At 57.3% G+C, this 14614-nt stretch carries 12 protein-coding genes; 5 read left to right on the top strand and 7 right to left on the bottom strand.

Going from position 1 to position 14614, the window contains the following annotated elements; translation table 11 throughout:
• Window positions 1–132 precede the first annotated feature (132 nt).
• The 7 genes from lldD to P349_RS03790 all read right to left on the bottom strand — a co-directional run bounded on the left by lldD (window position 133) and on the right by P349_RS03790 (window position 8246).
• Window positions 133–1320 (bottom strand): FMN-dependent L-lactate dehydrogenase LldD, encoded by a 1188-nt coding sequence (lldD, locus tag P349_RS03760; protein ID WP_032650756.1) that lies wholly within the window; start codon window positions 1318–1320, stop codon window positions 133–135.
• The gene (lldR, locus tag P349_RS03765) at window positions 1317–2090 is read right to left on the bottom strand and encodes a transcriptional regulator LldR (RefSeq protein WP_023294814.1); all 774 of its coding nucleotides are present in this window, start codon (window positions 2088–2090) and stop codon (window positions 1317–1319) included. The genes lldD and lldR overlap by 4 nt, the downstream gene beginning before the upstream one ends.
• Window positions 2087–3742, bottom strand: a complete 1656-nt coding sequence (gene lldP / locus P349_RS03770) for an L-lactate permease (RefSeq protein ID WP_032650757.1) — start codon at window positions 3740–3742, stop codon at window positions 2087–2089. The genes lldR and lldP overlap by 4 nt, the downstream gene beginning before the upstream one ends.
• Before the next feature lie 338 nt (window positions 3743–4080).
• Window positions 4081–4443 carry a YibL family ribosome-associated protein gene (locus tag P349_RS03775; protein ID WP_024906604.1) on the bottom strand — a complete coding sequence of 121 codons (363 nt, stop codon included), beginning with the start codon at window positions 4441–4443 and terminating at the stop codon, window positions 4081–4083.
• Window positions 4444–4501: 58 nt separating this feature from the next.
• Window positions 4502–5092 carry a mannitol operon repressor MtlR gene (gene mtlR / locus P349_RS03780; protein WP_032645094.1) on the bottom strand — a complete coding sequence of 197 codons (591 nt, stop codon included), beginning with the start codon at window positions 5090–5092 and terminating at the stop codon, window positions 4502–4504.
• Window positions 5089–6252: a mannitol-1-phosphate 5-dehydrogenase gene (gene mtlD / locus P349_RS03785; protein ID WP_080690903.1), complete on the bottom strand. Its 1164-nt coding sequence runs from the start codon at window positions 6250–6252 to the stop codon at window positions 5089–5091. Before mtlD ends, mtlR begins: the two co-directional genes overlap by 4 nt.
• Window positions 6253–6338: 86 nt before the next feature.
• Window positions 6339–8246 (bottom strand): PTS mannitol transporter subunit IICBA, encoded by a 1908-nt coding sequence (locus tag P349_RS03790; RefSeq protein ID WP_032650759.1) that lies wholly within the window; start codon window positions 8244–8246, stop codon window positions 6339–6341.
• Window positions 8247–8903: 657 nt separating this feature from the next.
• Here P349_RS03790 and P349_RS03795 point away from each other — a divergent pair.
• The 5 genes from P349_RS03795 to selB all read left to right on the top strand — a co-directional run bounded on the left by P349_RS03795 (window position 8904) and on the right by selB (window position 14555).
• The gene (locus P349_RS03795) at window positions 8904–9260 is read left to right on the top strand and encodes a DUF3302 domain-containing protein (protein WP_024906600.1); all 357 of its coding nucleotides are present in this window, start codon (window positions 8904–8906) and stop codon (window positions 9258–9260) included.
• Between the two features lie 2 nt (window positions 9261–9262).
• A complete protein-coding gene (locus P349_RS03800; RefSeq protein WP_024906599.1) occupies window positions 9263–10399 on the top strand; it encodes an HlyD family secretion protein in 1137 nt (378 codons plus the stop codon).
• An 89-nt stretch (window positions 10400–10488) separates the two neighbouring features.
• Entirely contained in the window at window positions 10489–11097 is a 609-nt protein-coding gene (locus tag P349_RS03805) for a glutathione S-transferase (RefSeq protein WP_032650761.1), read from the top strand.
• Window positions 11098–11325: 228 nt separating this feature from the next.
• Window positions 11326–12711, top strand: a complete 1386-nt coding sequence (selA, locus tag P349_RS03810) for an L-seryl-tRNA(Sec) selenium transferase (RefSeq protein WP_032650763.1) — start codon at window positions 11326–11328, stop codon at window positions 12709–12711.
• Window positions 12708–14555 carry a selenocysteine-specific translation elongation factor gene (selB, locus tag P349_RS03815; RefSeq protein ID WP_032650765.1) on the top strand — a complete coding sequence of 616 codons (1848 nt, stop codon included), beginning with the start codon at window positions 12708–12710 and terminating at the stop codon, window positions 14553–14555. The genes selA and selB overlap by 4 nt, the downstream gene beginning before the upstream one ends.
• Window positions 14556–14614 lie beyond the last annotated feature (59 nt).

Raw genomic sequence — 14614 nt, 5'->3', positions numbered from 1 at the left:
CTATACAATTGCGGATGGCGGGTGGATGTCAAATTTTCTTATCTAATATGTTATCTGGATGTTATTTTTCGCATAAAAAAGCGCCCGAGGGGGAAATCGGGCGCATGAGAAAGGGGGGTTAACCGGAGAAGGTCAGGCCGCGTTTCCCTGAGTAAGGGGAGCCAGCGCTGCCGGTAATTTGCTTAACTCCTGCACCAGGGAATCCTTACTGATTTCGCTAATGGTTTTCGCACCGGTCAGCGTCATCGCCACCTTCATCTCTTTTTCGATCAGGTTAAGCAGATTTGCCACGCCTGCCTGGCCCGCCGTCGCCAGGGCGTACAGATACACGCGTCCCAGCAGCACGCTGTCAGCACCCAGCGCAATCATGCGCACCACGTCCAGCCCGTTGCGGATGCCGCTGTCGGCCAGGATGGCGATATCGCCTTTCACCGCATCGGCAATGGCCGGCAGGGCGCGTGCGGAAGAGAGCACCCCGTCAAGCTGGCGTCCGCCGTGGTTTGAGACCACAATCCCGTCTGCGCCAAAGCGTACCGCATCGCGGGCATCTTCCGGGTCGAGGATCCCCTTGATCACCATCGGGCCGTCCCAGAACTCGCGGATCCACTCCAGGTCTTTCCACGAGATCGACGGATCGAAGTTGTTCGCCAGCCAGCCGATGTAATCCTCCAGCCCGGTCGGTTTACCCAGATACGCCGAGATATTCCCCAGATCGTGTGGACGACCGTTCAGGCCGACGTCCCACGCCCACTGTGGATGCGTTACCGCCTGCCAGTAGCGGCGGAGCGCCGCATTCGGGCCGCTCATGCCGGAGTGGGCATCACGATAGCGTGCGCCGGGGGTCGGCATATCGACGGTAAAGACCAGCGTGGAGCAGCCCGCCGCTTTGGCGCGCTCGAGCGCGTTACGCATAAAGCCGCGATCGCGCAGGACGTACAGCTGGAACCACATAGGGCGCTTGATGGTCGGGGCGACCTCTTCAATCGGACAAACCGAGACGGTAGAGAGGGTAAACGGAATGCCTTTGGCATCCGCCGCCGCGGCCGCCTGCACTTCGCCACGGCGGGCATACATCCCGCATAAGCCTACAGGCGCGAGCGCCACCGGCATGGAGAGCGTTTCGTTGAACAGTTTTGTCTCAAGGCTCAGGTCAGACATATTCTTCAGCACGCGCTGGCGCAGAGCCACCTCCGACAGATCTTCCACGTTGCGGCGCAGGGTGTATTCGGCATACGCCCCGCCGTCGATGTAGTGGAACAGGAACGGCGGCAAAATGCGCTGCGCCGCGGCGCGATAGTCACTGGCTGCTGAAATAATCATGCTTTGTTCTCCCTGGAAATATCACTGTCGCCAGGCAGACGGGTAATACGCGCCTGTCGGGCCTGGTCTTCATCGAATCGTTTAATGGTGGTGTGCACGAAACCGAGATGCGCCATCATCGCTTTGCGTGCGGCCTCGGCATCACCGGCCAGAATGGCGTTGAGCACCGCCTCGTGCTGTTCGGTCAGCTGGGCAAACACTGGCGGAACCAGATACATGCGCTGGCGGCTCTGCTTCACGGAGGATTGCAGCAGGTCGAAGAACCCGCGCATGGTCTGGAGCAGCACCACGTTGTGCGACGCCTCGGCAATCGCCAGGTGAAAACGGACGTCCGCCTGGGAGGCGATATCCGGGTCGCTGCTTTGCGTGGCCTCAAAGCAGGCGATGAGTTTCTCTTTGTCGGCGTCGGTTGCCCGCATGGCAGCGTGCCAGGCGGTACTGGTTTCGATGGCGTGACGCGCTTCAAGGATGTCGAAGCTGTAGTCCGGATCGTTCTCCATCAGCGTCTTCAGCGGCTGAACGATGTTTTGCTCGGACCAGTCGTCATGCTGCCAGCGCACAAAGGTGCCGCCGCCGCGACGGCTCACCAGTACCCCTTCACTGACCAGCGTCGCCAGCGCCTCACGCAGTGAATTGCGCGACACGCCAAGCTGGGCGGCAAGCTGGCGTTCGGCGGGCAACTTCATGCCCGCTTCCAGCTGTTGTTCTTCAATCAGCGCCCGCACGCGAGAGGCAATCTCGTCGGACAGGCGTCTGGGCATCACTATCATGGGATCATCCAGGTTAAGACATAGGCCTGCAGGGTGGTGATCACCCCCACCATGCAGGTGAATATCAGGCTGTGTTTCACGGTAAAGCGGAACAGGTCCGACTCTTTACCGACCAGTCCCACCGCCGCACAGGCAATGGCGATGGATTGTGGCGAGATCATTTTCCCGGTCACGCCCCCGGTGGTATTCGCGGCCACCAGCAGGACGTCCGATACGCCAATCTGCTGGGCTGCCGTTGCCTGCAGTGCGGCAAACAGGGCGTTCGACGAGGTATCGGAACCGGTCAGGAACACCCCCAGCCAGCCGAGGAACGGCGAGAAGAAGGTGAAGGCGTGGCTGGTATGGGCCAGCGCCAGTGCCAGCGTCGATGACAGGCCGGAATAGTTCGAGATAAACGCGAACGCCAGCACCATGCCGATGGAGTAGATCGGCAGCATCAGCTCTTTAATGGTCGCCGCAAAAGTCTGCACCGCAGCCGCAGGCTTCATGCGCAGCCATACCACGGAAAGGATAGCGGCAAACAGGATGGCGGTCCCGGTGGCGGAGAACCAGTCGAATTTATAGACCGCGGCATACGGCGTGGCGGCGTGCACCACCGGCGGCATACGGGCGACCATCTTGTCGAGGAACGGCACGGAAATATTAATCACCATGTCGTACAGCGCCCCGCCCGGGGCGAACAGGGCTTTAAACGGCGGGATGCTCCATAGCGTCACGGTGGCGGTCAGGAACAGGAACGGCGACCAGGCGCGGATTACCTGGCCTGCGGTATAGCCTGTACGGGCCAGGGTTTGATCGACCTGCGAGGCGCCCATGTCGGCAAAGCGGAAAATACGCACCGGCTGCCAGCGTTTCAGGAACAGCGTCAGACAGACCAGCGAGACCAGCGAAGAGATGATGTCCGGCAGCTCCGGGCCGAGGAAGTTCGAACTGAGGTACTGAGCGATAGCGAACGAACCGCCCGCCACCATCACCGCAGGCCAGGTCTCCTTCACGCCGCGCCAGCCGTCCATAATCGCCATGATCCAGAACAGGACGATGATGGTCAGGAACGGCAGTTGGCGGCCGACCATCTGGCCAATCTCAAAGCTGTCCAGGCCGGTCACCTGACCCGCAACCAGAATCGGAATACCCATCGCGCCAAACGCCACCGGCGCGGTGTTCACAATCAGGCACAGGCCCGCGGCATACAGCGGGTTAAAGCCCAGACCCACCAGCAGCGCGGCGGTGATCGCCACCGGTGCGCCAAAGCCTGCCGCACCTTCCAGAAACGCCCCGAAGGAGAAGCCGACAATCAGCATCTGCAGGCGCTGGTCCGGCGTAATGGAGAGAATCGACGAGCGGATAATGTCGAACTGTCCGGTTTTCACCGAGATTTTATAGACAAAGACCGCGGCGATGATGATCCACGCAATCGGCCACAGGCCGTAGAAGAAACCGTAGACGACGGAGGCTAGCGCGCGATCGACCGGCATTTTGTAGAAGAACAGCGCCACCATCAGGGCGATAGCAACGGTATACGTCGCGGCGAGGTAGCCCTTCAGCTTGAGCTTAATCAGCGCAAAGAAGAAGAACAGGATCGGAAGCGATGCGATCAGGCTCGACAGCCAGATATTACCGGCCGGGTCGTAGTTTTGTTGCCAGAGGCTCATGCAGGTCTCCTGGGGACCAGACAGCCTGCGCTGTGGGTGAGTCTCCGCTCATCTCTGCATCACAGTCTGTGTAAAAGTGGTCCTGCCAATGTTGTGTTGTAGGGTTAATGACAATGAATGGTTAACCAGATGTTATGAGCTAGCAATGGTTTTGTGAGCGGAAATAATGGAATTGTGAACCAGGAGAGAAAGAAAAGGGGGATTGGTTGGGCCAATTTGAGGCGGGGGTGGGGCCTGATGCCCTCACCCCGACCCTCTCCCACGGGGAGAGGGAGAAAACCGCACCGTACAGTCCCCTCGCCCCTTTGGGGAGAGGGTTAGGGTGAGGGGGATAAGTATCAGAACGCCGTCTTACAAAAGCCCGTCATCTCTTTCAGGCCCATTTCGCGGCCAAGCTCGGTCATCGGGTGTACCACCACCAGACCACGGACGCTTTTCTTCAGCTTGCCCATGTCGGCCTGCTCTTTTTTGGTGATCGCACGACGGTGCGGCATGTTCATCAGCTTCTGCGCTTCTTTGCTCAGCTTCTGGCCTTTCACTTCGCGCAGGCGCTCGATTTCTGTTTCCAGCGTGGCGACCTCTTTTTCCAGCTCGGCGTACTTCTCGGCGGAATCGACCAGTGACAGGCCCGCCATCTGGTGACGGATCAGATCCAGGCGGTCGCTCAGGCGTTTAATTTCGTTCTTTTCGACTTCTTTCATGACAAATAACTCTGAAAACGGGGAATTTACAGGGAAGGATACACCAATGTGAGCAGGCTTACTTCTGAAACGCTTTTTTTAAGCTGATTCGTGAAATCAGCTCAGTCAGGGAGAGAACCATCGTGGAACGGACAACCTGTTGATAACGCAGCTTTTGCATCGCGTAGAGCTCAGGGTCGCTGTTATCAAAATGGGGAGCAGGGGGCAGAGCGGTGACGCAGTGCAGCTCGCCGAAGGGCCCCAGGATCTCATCATCGGTAAAGGTGTACTCATTACCGTCATGATTGAGTTCTTCGCGCAGCGCCATTAACAGCTCCGCATCTTCATACTCTTGCCGGTTAAGTACGCCAAGACCATAAATCAGCTTCAGACGCACGGATAAATCGCCCAGCGGTCCGTCTCCGTCCAGTAACGGTTCTACAGCATATTTTACCGCGTAGTCGTCTTTGCGAAACACCTGAAGCACCAGGATATTCACCGCCTCGGTTAACAGCTCGACGGCGGCAATCAGGAAACTTCGTACGGTTTTGCCAGCATTCAGACGCTCAAGCACACGATTTTCAAAGGCCTGGGTTTGTTCCATTATTGCCTGCATATCTGACAATCTGTTATCTGGGCGCAGGCTAACCTGCGCCTCACTGTGCATCATTTGGTTGCGTTGTATGCGTTAACCGCCTCCACAACCACGTCGCTGTTGGCGTCCAGACCGGAAATCTGCGCCAGCGCAGCCTGTGCGCCTTTGGTATCAATCAGCTGAGCCAGTTCCTGCGCCTGCGGGTCCTGCTCGCTGCGGTAGTGCATTGCGGCGGCAATCCCTTTCACCAGGTTGGCGTGCGGCAGGCCGTATTCCAGCGTGCCCAGCAGCGGCTTAATCAGACGATCGCCCGCGCTCAGTTTGCGCAGAGGCTGACGGCCCACGCGCTCAACGTCATCTTTCAGATACGGGTTTTCAAAGCGACCGAGGATTTTCTGGATGTATGCTGCGTGTTTCTCAGCATCAAAACCGTAGCGTTTGATCAGCACCGCGCCGCTCTCTTCCATTGCCCCTTTTACCACCGCGCGGATCTTCTCATCGAGGATCGCGTCACGAATGGTCTGATGACCGGCCAATTTTCCGAGGTACGCGGTTATAGCATGCCCGGTGTTCAGCGTGAAGAGTTTGCGTTCGACAAATGCCATCAGGTTATCGGTTAATTCCATTCCCGGAATAGTCGGCAGGGCGCCTTTAAACTGGGTTTTATCAACGATCCACTCGCTGAAGGTTTCCACGGTCACTTCCAGCGGATCGTGGGTGGCGGATTCGGACGGCGGAACGATGCGATCCACAGCGGAATCCACAAAGCCGACGTGCGCTTCAACCCAGGCTTTATCTTCGTCTGCTACAGCGTTAAGAACGTGGCCTTTCAGCTGCGTGGTGCCGCGCACCATGTTTTCACAGGCGATGATGTTCAGCGGGGTGTCGATGCCCTGCGCTTTACGTTTTGCCAGGCCTTTCGCGACCGCAGGAGCGATGCGCTCAAGGACGACCGGACCTACGGCAGTGGTGACCAGATCGACGCTGGCGATAAGGTCGATAACGTCTTCACCGATGCTGCTGACCGCGTTGACGCCCGATACCGTCTCGACCTGCTCGTTTTCACCGACCACATGGACCTGATAGCTATGACGGGCATTCAGGGCATCCAGGACAACCTGATTCACATCGGCGAATGTCAGCGTAATGCCCGCGTCTGCCAGCAGTTTACCGATAAAACCACGACCGATATTACCTGCGCCAAAATGTAATGCTTTCATAGTGTTAACCTTCATCAATGTTTTTACCCGAGAGGGCTGGGGTGAGGAACGTTTTCCCCTCACCCTAGCCCTCTCCCCGGGGGGGAGAGGGAGGAGTACCGTTATTTGTTAAGCAGAGCCAGAACTTCGTCAACGCTTTCAGTCTGTGCCAGACGCTCGATGACGGACTCATCATCCAGCGCGTTGGTCAGGCTGGTAATCACCTGAATGTGCTCGTTGTTGCGAGCGGCGATACCAATCACCAGACGGGCGATGTCGTCTTCTTCTTCACCGAAGCGCACGCCCTGCGGATACTGACAGAATACGACGCCGGTTTTCAGGACGCGATCTTTCGCTTCAACCGTACCGTGCGGCACCGCGATGGATTCGCCCAGGTAGGTTGGCGTCAGTTTTTCGCGTTCCAGCATCGCGTCAACATATTCAGGCTGAACGTAGCCGCCTTTCACCAGCTGCTCACCGGCAAAGCGAATCGCGTCTTCTTTGGTTGCCGCGGTACGACCGAGGAAGATATTTTCCGCACCCAGCTTAAACAGATGGGCATTACTCTCGTCAAAGCTGTCCTGCAGGCTGGAGCGCACTTTCACTTCGTTATCTTCGTGACGCTGCGCGGCAACCAGACGTTCGGTCAGGCTGGTGTACAGGCCGCTGTCGAGGAAGTTGGTCAGCGAGATGTGCTGTGCCTGTGGCACCTGGCGCATGGCGCGTTCGGTCAGGTCGCGGTGCGTGATGACCAGGTCAACATCCGGCGGCAGGCTGTTAATAGCGCTGTTGGTCACGGAGATGTTGGTCAGGCCCGCATCCTGCACTTTCTTACGCAGCACGCCTGCACCCATTGCGCTGGAACCCATACCGGCGTCGCAGGCAACGATGATTTTACGCACGTGGCTCAGGTCGTTAGAGACATCACCTGCTGCCAGTGGCGTCGCGCCTTTGGATTCGGCTTTCATGTCGTGCATACGGCGGGTTGCCGCTTCAATGTCATCATCTTCTTTCACTTTGCTGGTTTTCAGCAGGATTGAAGAGACCACGAAGGAGACGGCCATTGCCGCAAAGATCGCCGCGATGTTTGCGAAGTAAGCCCCTTTTGGCGTCATCGCCAGTACCGCCAGGATAGACCCCGGAGAAGCTGGAGAAACCAGACCACCGCCCAGCACGCTCAGGGTGAACACACCGGTCATACCGCCGAGGATAACGGCCAGGATCAGACGTGGGTTCATCAGCACGTACGGGAAGTAAATTTCGTGGATACCACCCAGGAAGTGGATGATCGCCGCACCGCCAGCAGACTGTTTTGCGCTGCCACGGCCAAAGAAGATGTACGCCAGCAGAACACCCATACCTGGACCTGGGTTGGCTTCAATCAGGAAGAAGATAGACTTGCCGAGATCGTGAGACTGCTGAATACCCAGCGGCGAGAAGATGCCGTGGTTGATGGCGTTGTTCAGGAACAGGATTTTCGCCGGTTCAACAAAGATAGACGCCAGCGGCAGCATGTCGTGCGCAACCATGAAGTTAACGCCTGCCGCCAGAATTTTAGACAGCACTTCAACCGCAGGACCAATGCCGAGGAACGCCAGAATGGCGAGGATCATCCCGATGATGCCCGCAGAGAAGTTGTTCACCAGCATTTCGAAGCCGGATTTGATCTTACCATCAACCCAGACGTCGAATTTCTTAATCGCCCAGCCGCCCAGAGGACCGGCAATCATCGCCCCGAGGAACATCGGCATATCCGCACCGACGATAACACCCATGGTGGTGATAGCACCCACGACACCACCACGGTCACCGCCCACCAGACGACCCCCGGTGAAACCGATGAGCAGCGGCAGGAGATAGGTAATCATTGGGCCAACAAGTTTCGCCAGCGTTTCGTTAGGCAACCACCCTGTCGGAATGAACAATGCGGTGATGATACCCCACGCGATAAACGCGCCGATATTTGGCATCACCATGTTGCTGAGGAAACGACCAAAGCTTTGAACTTTGATCTTGAAATCGGATGACATAAAACACCCCTTCTTCTGTTTACGCTTAGGCTTGCGGCCCGAGGTTTATTGTTAATGAGGCGGCAGAGGTAGCCGGACCCTGTTCTGATGCTGTGAAATCTGGCACTGAATCGTTCAACTGTCCAGACAGCGAAAATTTGTGTGACACATGTCACGTAAATGTAGGGGGTGTGGACATCAATGAGGTGATCTTAATCACAAAACAGGTGTGCAAAAAAAATACGATGGCGAGAAATACGGCAAAAACCACCCCTTTTCGTGATGTTTGTCACATTTTTATTTCATGTGTTTGTTTCTGGATTGTGACTGATTTCACAAAATATTTTTATGCGGATTTCTCCGGCTGTGATCGGCGGCAAACTCTGATTCGCGATTCAGCGCCAGGATGATATTGCACGACACGATAAGCTAAAAAACCACTTTTGATGTGTGGTATGGCGAAAAGTTAAAAGGTGGATTACGCTCATATTGTAAGGTTAAGTCTATTATTATTCAGGATATATTTTGACACGCTTATAAACTTGCATGGAGATATTATAAAAATACATACTTCCCGGCCCTGGGAATAATGAGCACAACCCCGTGTTTATAAAAATTAATTAGGTTGCGTACCGTTTTATTAATTTAATGAGTTGACGTTGTTTAAGTGAGGAGAATATGTTTCTCAACTATTTTGCGCTGGGCGTATTGATTTTTGTATTTCTGGTTCTGTTTTACGGAATCATCGCCATTCATGACATCCCTTACAATATGGCCAAAAAGCGTAACCATCCGCATGCCGATGCAATTCATACGGCAGGGTGGATTAGCCTGTTTACGCTCCATGCCATCTGGCCGTTCCTGTGGATTTGGGCCACCCTGTACCGCGAAGATCGTGGCTGGGGTATGCAAAACCACATTACAAAGCCTGATGAGGTCCCGGGCATGGATGCGCTCGCCAAACGCGTGGCGGAACTCGAACAAAAGCTGGCCGCGGTAAAGCCTGCTGCTGATAAGAACACGCTGGAGCGCTAATCATGGATCTGTTGATTATTTTGACCTACGTGGCATTTGCCTGGGCCATCTTTAAAATATTCCGAATTCCGGTCAACCAGTGGACGCTTGCCACCGCAACATTAGGCGGCGTATTTATTGTTGCCGGACTTATTCTGTTAATGAACTATAACCACCCGTATACCTTTACGGCGCAAAAAGCGGTTATTTCTATTCCAATCACGCCGCAGGTGACCGGTGTGGTCAGCGAAGTGACCGATAAAAATAACCAGCTAATTAAAAAAGGCGAAGTGTTATTTAAACTGGATCCTGGCCGCTACCAGGCGCGCGTCGACAGACTTCAGGCCGACCTGGTAACCGCGACGCACAATATCGATAATCTGAAAGCGCAGCTGGCGGAAGCCGTTGCCAATACCACGCGCGTCTCCGCTGAACGCGATCGCCTCTATAAAGATTATCAGCGCTACCTGAAAGGCAGCCAGGCGAAGGTGAATCCGTTCTCTGAAAGCGATATCGACAACGCGCGGCAGAACTATCTCGCGCAGGATGCGCTGGTGAAAGGCTCCGTGGCTGAACAGGTGCAGATCCAAAGCCAGTTAGACAGCATGGTGAACGGTGAACAGTCGCAGATTGCCTCCTTGCGCGCCCAGCTTGCCGAAGCCAAATACAATCTGGATCAGACCGTGGTGCGTGCGCCAAGCAATGGTTACATCACCCAGGTGCTGATCCGTCCGGGGACCTATGCCGCCGCGCTGCCTTTGCGTCCGGTGATGGTCTTTATCCCTGAACAGAAGCGTCAGATTGTGGCCCAGTTCCGCCAGAACTCGCTGCTGCGTCTGAAGCCGGGCGATGAAGCGGAAGTGGTGTTTAACGCGCTGCCGGGTCAGGTGTTCTCCGGGAAGCTTACCGCGATTCTGCCGGTTGTGCCGGGGGGGACCTATCAGGCGCAGGGCGCGCTGCAGTCGCTGACGGTCACTCCGGGTAGTGATGGTGTGCAGGCCATCATTGAGCTGAATCCTAACGCGGAGGTCGATGCGCTGCCAGACGGTATTTTTGCCCAGGTGGCGGTCTATTCGGACCACTTCGCCCACGTCTCGGTCATGCGTAAAGTGCTGCTCCGTATGACCAGCTGGATGCACTACCTCTACCTCGATCACTAATCCTTCCAGGCAGGAATGCGACATGCAGACCTGCCCTTTTTTCATCGCTTGATCCATACTGACTTTTTTCCGGCATCAAGGATCAGGCAATGAAACTCATCGGTAGCTACACCAGTCCCTTCGTGCGAAAGATCTCGATTCTCCTGCTGGAGAAGGGGATTGAATTTGAATTCATTAATGAACAGCCCTACAACGCGGAAAACGGCGTTGCGCAGTACAACCCGCTGGGGAAAGTCCCGGCGCTGGTGACGGACGAGGGCGAATACTGGTTCGATTCCCCGATAATTGCCGAGTATATCGAGCTGCTGGGCGTTGCCCCGGCCATGCTGCCGGCTGACCCAAAAGCGGCGCTGGCAGTGAAGCAAATCGAAGCCCTGGCCGATGGCATTATGGATGCGGCGTTAACCTCCGTACGGGAACAGGCCAGACCCGCCGCCCAGCAGTCGGAAACGGAACTGTTACGCCAGCGGGAAAAAATCAGCCGCAGCCTGGACAGGTGCGAGCAGCTTATCCGGGAGGGTAAGATTCACCCCGACAGCCTGAACCTGGGGACCATCGCCATCGCCTGCGCCATCGGCTATCTCAACTTCCGCCGCGTCTCCCCGGGCTGGTGCGTCGACCGTCCGCTGCTGGTGAAACTGGCAGACATGCTGTTTAGCCGCGAGAGCTTTGCCCGTACCGAACCGCCAAAGGCTTGACGCGGGTTATATCCGTCATACTTCAAGCTGCATGTGCGTTGGCTTTCCTCGTTCACCCCAGTCACGTACTCATGTACGCTCCTGGGGATTCACTGCGTCGCCGCCTTCATGCAACTTGAATTATTTAGGGTATATAACACTTCGGCGTCGGAGGCGGTACAATCCCTCCACATGTTAACTCCCTCTCCCGTCGGGAGGGGGGAAGATATTTACTCGCCAGGCGCTTTCATGACTACTCATCATTCGCTGTACAGCCAGATCCCCGCTATCGACCGTCTTCTTCGCGAGCCCCGCATTCATGATGTTGTTGAGCGCTTCGGCCATACCGCGACGGTGGAGATGTTACGCCTGCTTCAGGATGAAGCCCGATGCGCTATTCAGTCAGAAAACGCCTTGCCTGACTGGTGCACGGCGTGGGAGCAGGAAGTTGAACGCCGGCTGGATGGAAAGGCACAAAGCGCGTTACGCCCGGTGATTAACCTGACCGGTACCGTGTTGCATACCAACCTGGGCCGCGCGCAGCAGGCGGAAGAGGCTGTCGAGGCGGTTGTGCAGGCCATGCGAACGCCCGTGACGCTGGAGTACGATCTGGACGGCGCCGGACGCGGGCACCGCGACCGGGCGCTGGCGGAGCTGCTGTGCCAGCTGACCGGCGCGGAAGATGCCTGCATTGTGAATAACAACGCCGCCGCGGTGCTGCTGATGCTGGCGGCCACCGCCAGCGGAAAAGAGGTGGTGGTGTCCCGCGGCGAGCTGGTGGAGATCGGCGGGGCGTTTCGCATTCCGGACGTGATGCGCCAGGCGGGCTGCACGTTACATGAAGTGGGTACCACCAATCGCACCCATGCGAAAGATTATCGCGCGGCGGTGAATGAAAATACCGCCCTGCTGATGAAGGTCCACACCAGCAATTACCATATTGAAGGCTTCACCAAAACGGTTGACGAGGCGGAGCTAGCGGAAATCGGGCGTGAGCTGGATATCCCGGTGATTGCCGATCTCGGCAGCGGCTCGCTGGTGGATCTGAGCCTGTACGGGCTACCAAAAGAGCCGATGCCGCAGGAGATGATTGCCGCGGGCGTGAGCCTGGTCAGCTTTTCTGGCGACAAGCTGCTGGGCGGGCCGCAGGCCGGGATTATCGTCGGCAAGCGCGAGCTGATTGCGCAGCTGCAGCAGCATCCGCTCAAGCGCGCCCTGCGCGCCGATAAAATGACGCTTGCCGCGCTGGAGGCGACGCTGCGGCTCTATCTCCACCCGGAGAAACTGGCCGACCGCCTGCCCACGCTGCGCCTGTTAAGCCGCGATGCCGCCTCGATTCGCGCCCAGGCCGAACTGCTGCTGCCGCGCATCGCCCCACACTACCCCAATTTTGACGTTCGCATTGAGCCCTGCCAGTCGCAGATTGGCAGCGGGTCGCTGCCGGTGGACCGGCTGCCGAGTGAAGCGCTCACGTTCACCCCGCGTGACGGGCGCGGTAGCCACCTTGACGCCCTGTCGTCGCGCTGGCGTGGCCTGCCTGCGCCGGTTATCGGGCGGATTTACGACGGCCGAATGTGGCTGGATCTGCGCTGCCTTGAAGATGAAGAGCGATTTCTGGAGATGTTGTTGAAATGATTATTGCCACTGCCGGTCACGTCGACCACGGAAAAACCACGTTGCTGCAGGCGATTACTGGCATTAACGCCGACCGCCTGCCGGAAGAGAAAAAGCGCGGCATGACCATCGATCTGGGTTATGCCTACTGGCCCCAGCCTGATGGCCGCGTGCTGGGTTTTATAGATGTTCCGGGGCATGAAAAGTTTCTGTCCAACATGCTGGCGGGAGTGGGGGGCATCGATCATGCCCTGCTGGTGGTGGCCTGCGATGATGGTGTCATGGCGCAAACCCGTGAGCACCTGGCGATCCTACAGCTGACCGGCAACCCGCAGCTGACCGTGGCGCTGACCAAAGCCGATCGCGTGGATGACGCACGCGTCAGCGAGGTGCGCGAAACGGTCCAGGCGACCCTGCAGGAGTATGGTTTTGCCGACGCATCGCTTTTTGTCACCGTGGCGACAGAAGGGCGGGGTATCGATGAACTTCGCCACCACTTACAGCAGCTTTCGTCGCGCGATCACGCCAGCCATCACCGCTTCCGTCTGGCGATTGATCGGGCGTTTACCGTCAAAGGCGCGGGTCTGGTGGTTACCGGTACGGCGCTGAGTGGTGAAGTCAGCGTGGGAGATTCGCTCTGGCTGACGGGCGTGAACAAACCGATGCGCGTGCGCGGGCTGCACGCGCAAAACCAGCCCGCAGAGCGTGCTCATGCCGGACAGCGTATCGCGCTGAACATTGCCGGGGATGCGGAAAAAGAGCAGCTTAATCGCGGAGACTGGCTGCTGGCCGATGCCCCGCCGGAACCGTCTGAACGCGTGATTGTCTCCCTGCAGACACACATGCCGCTGACCCAGTGGCAGCCGCTGCATATTCACCACGCGGCCAGCCATATCACCGGGCGCGTGTCGCTGCTGGAAAACGACCTTGCCGAACTGGTATTCGATTCCCCGCTCTGGCTTGCAGACAACGATCGTCTGGTACTGCGTGATATTTCCGCGCGGGAAACGCTGGCCGGGGCGCGGGTCGTCGCGCTGAATCCACCGCGACGCGGCAAGCGTAAACCTGAATATCTGCAGTGGCTGGCCGCGCTGGCGCTGGCCAGCGATGATAACGCCGCGCTGCGGGTACATCTCGATCGCGGCGCGGTAAGTCTGCGTGATTTTGCATGGGCACGCCAGCTGAGCGAGGAAGGCCTAATCCAGCTGACCCGGCAGCCGGGCTTTATTCAGGCTGGAAACAGTCTGCTTAATGCCCCGGTTGCGGCACACTGGCAGCGTAAGATACTGAATACGCTGGCGACGTACCATGAACAGCATCAGGACGAGCCAGGCCCGGGCCGTGAGCGTCTGCGACGCATGGCGTTGCCGATGGAAGACGACGCGCTGGTGCTGCTGCTGATTGAAAACATGCGCGAAAGCGGGGTGATTAAAAGCCACCACGGCTGGCTGCATCTGCCGGATCACAAGGCCGGGTTCACCGCAGAGCAAGAGGCGATATGGCAAAAAGTCGCCACGCTGTTTGGTGATGAGCCGTGGTGGGTTCGCGATCTGGCCAGGGAAACCAACACCGATGAGCAGGTGATGCGTCAGGTATTGCGCCATGCGGCGCAGCAGGGACTGATAGTCGCGATCGTGAAAGATCGTTATTACCGTAACGATCGCATTGTGGCGTTTGCTAACCTCATCCGCGAGCTGGATCAGGCGCGCGGTTCGACCTGCGCGGCCGATTTCCGCGACCGGCTGAACGTGGGCCGCAAGCTGGCGATTCAGATCCTGGAATACTTCAACCGCATCGGCTTTACCCGCCGTCGCGGTAACGATCATTTATTGCGAGATTCGTTGTTATTTCCTGAAACTCCGTGACCTCCGTCGTAAACACCGTTACCGGCTGGCGAGAAAATCGCCAGCCGGAACTACCCTTG

The organism is Enterobacter sp. DC4 (assembly GCF_000568095.1).
Taxonomy (GTDB): Bacteria; Pseudomonadota; Gammaproteobacteria; order Enterobacterales; family Enterobacteriaceae; genus Enterobacter; species Enterobacter pseudoroggenkampii.
This window is presented reverse-complemented; position numbering and strand designations above follow the sequence as displayed.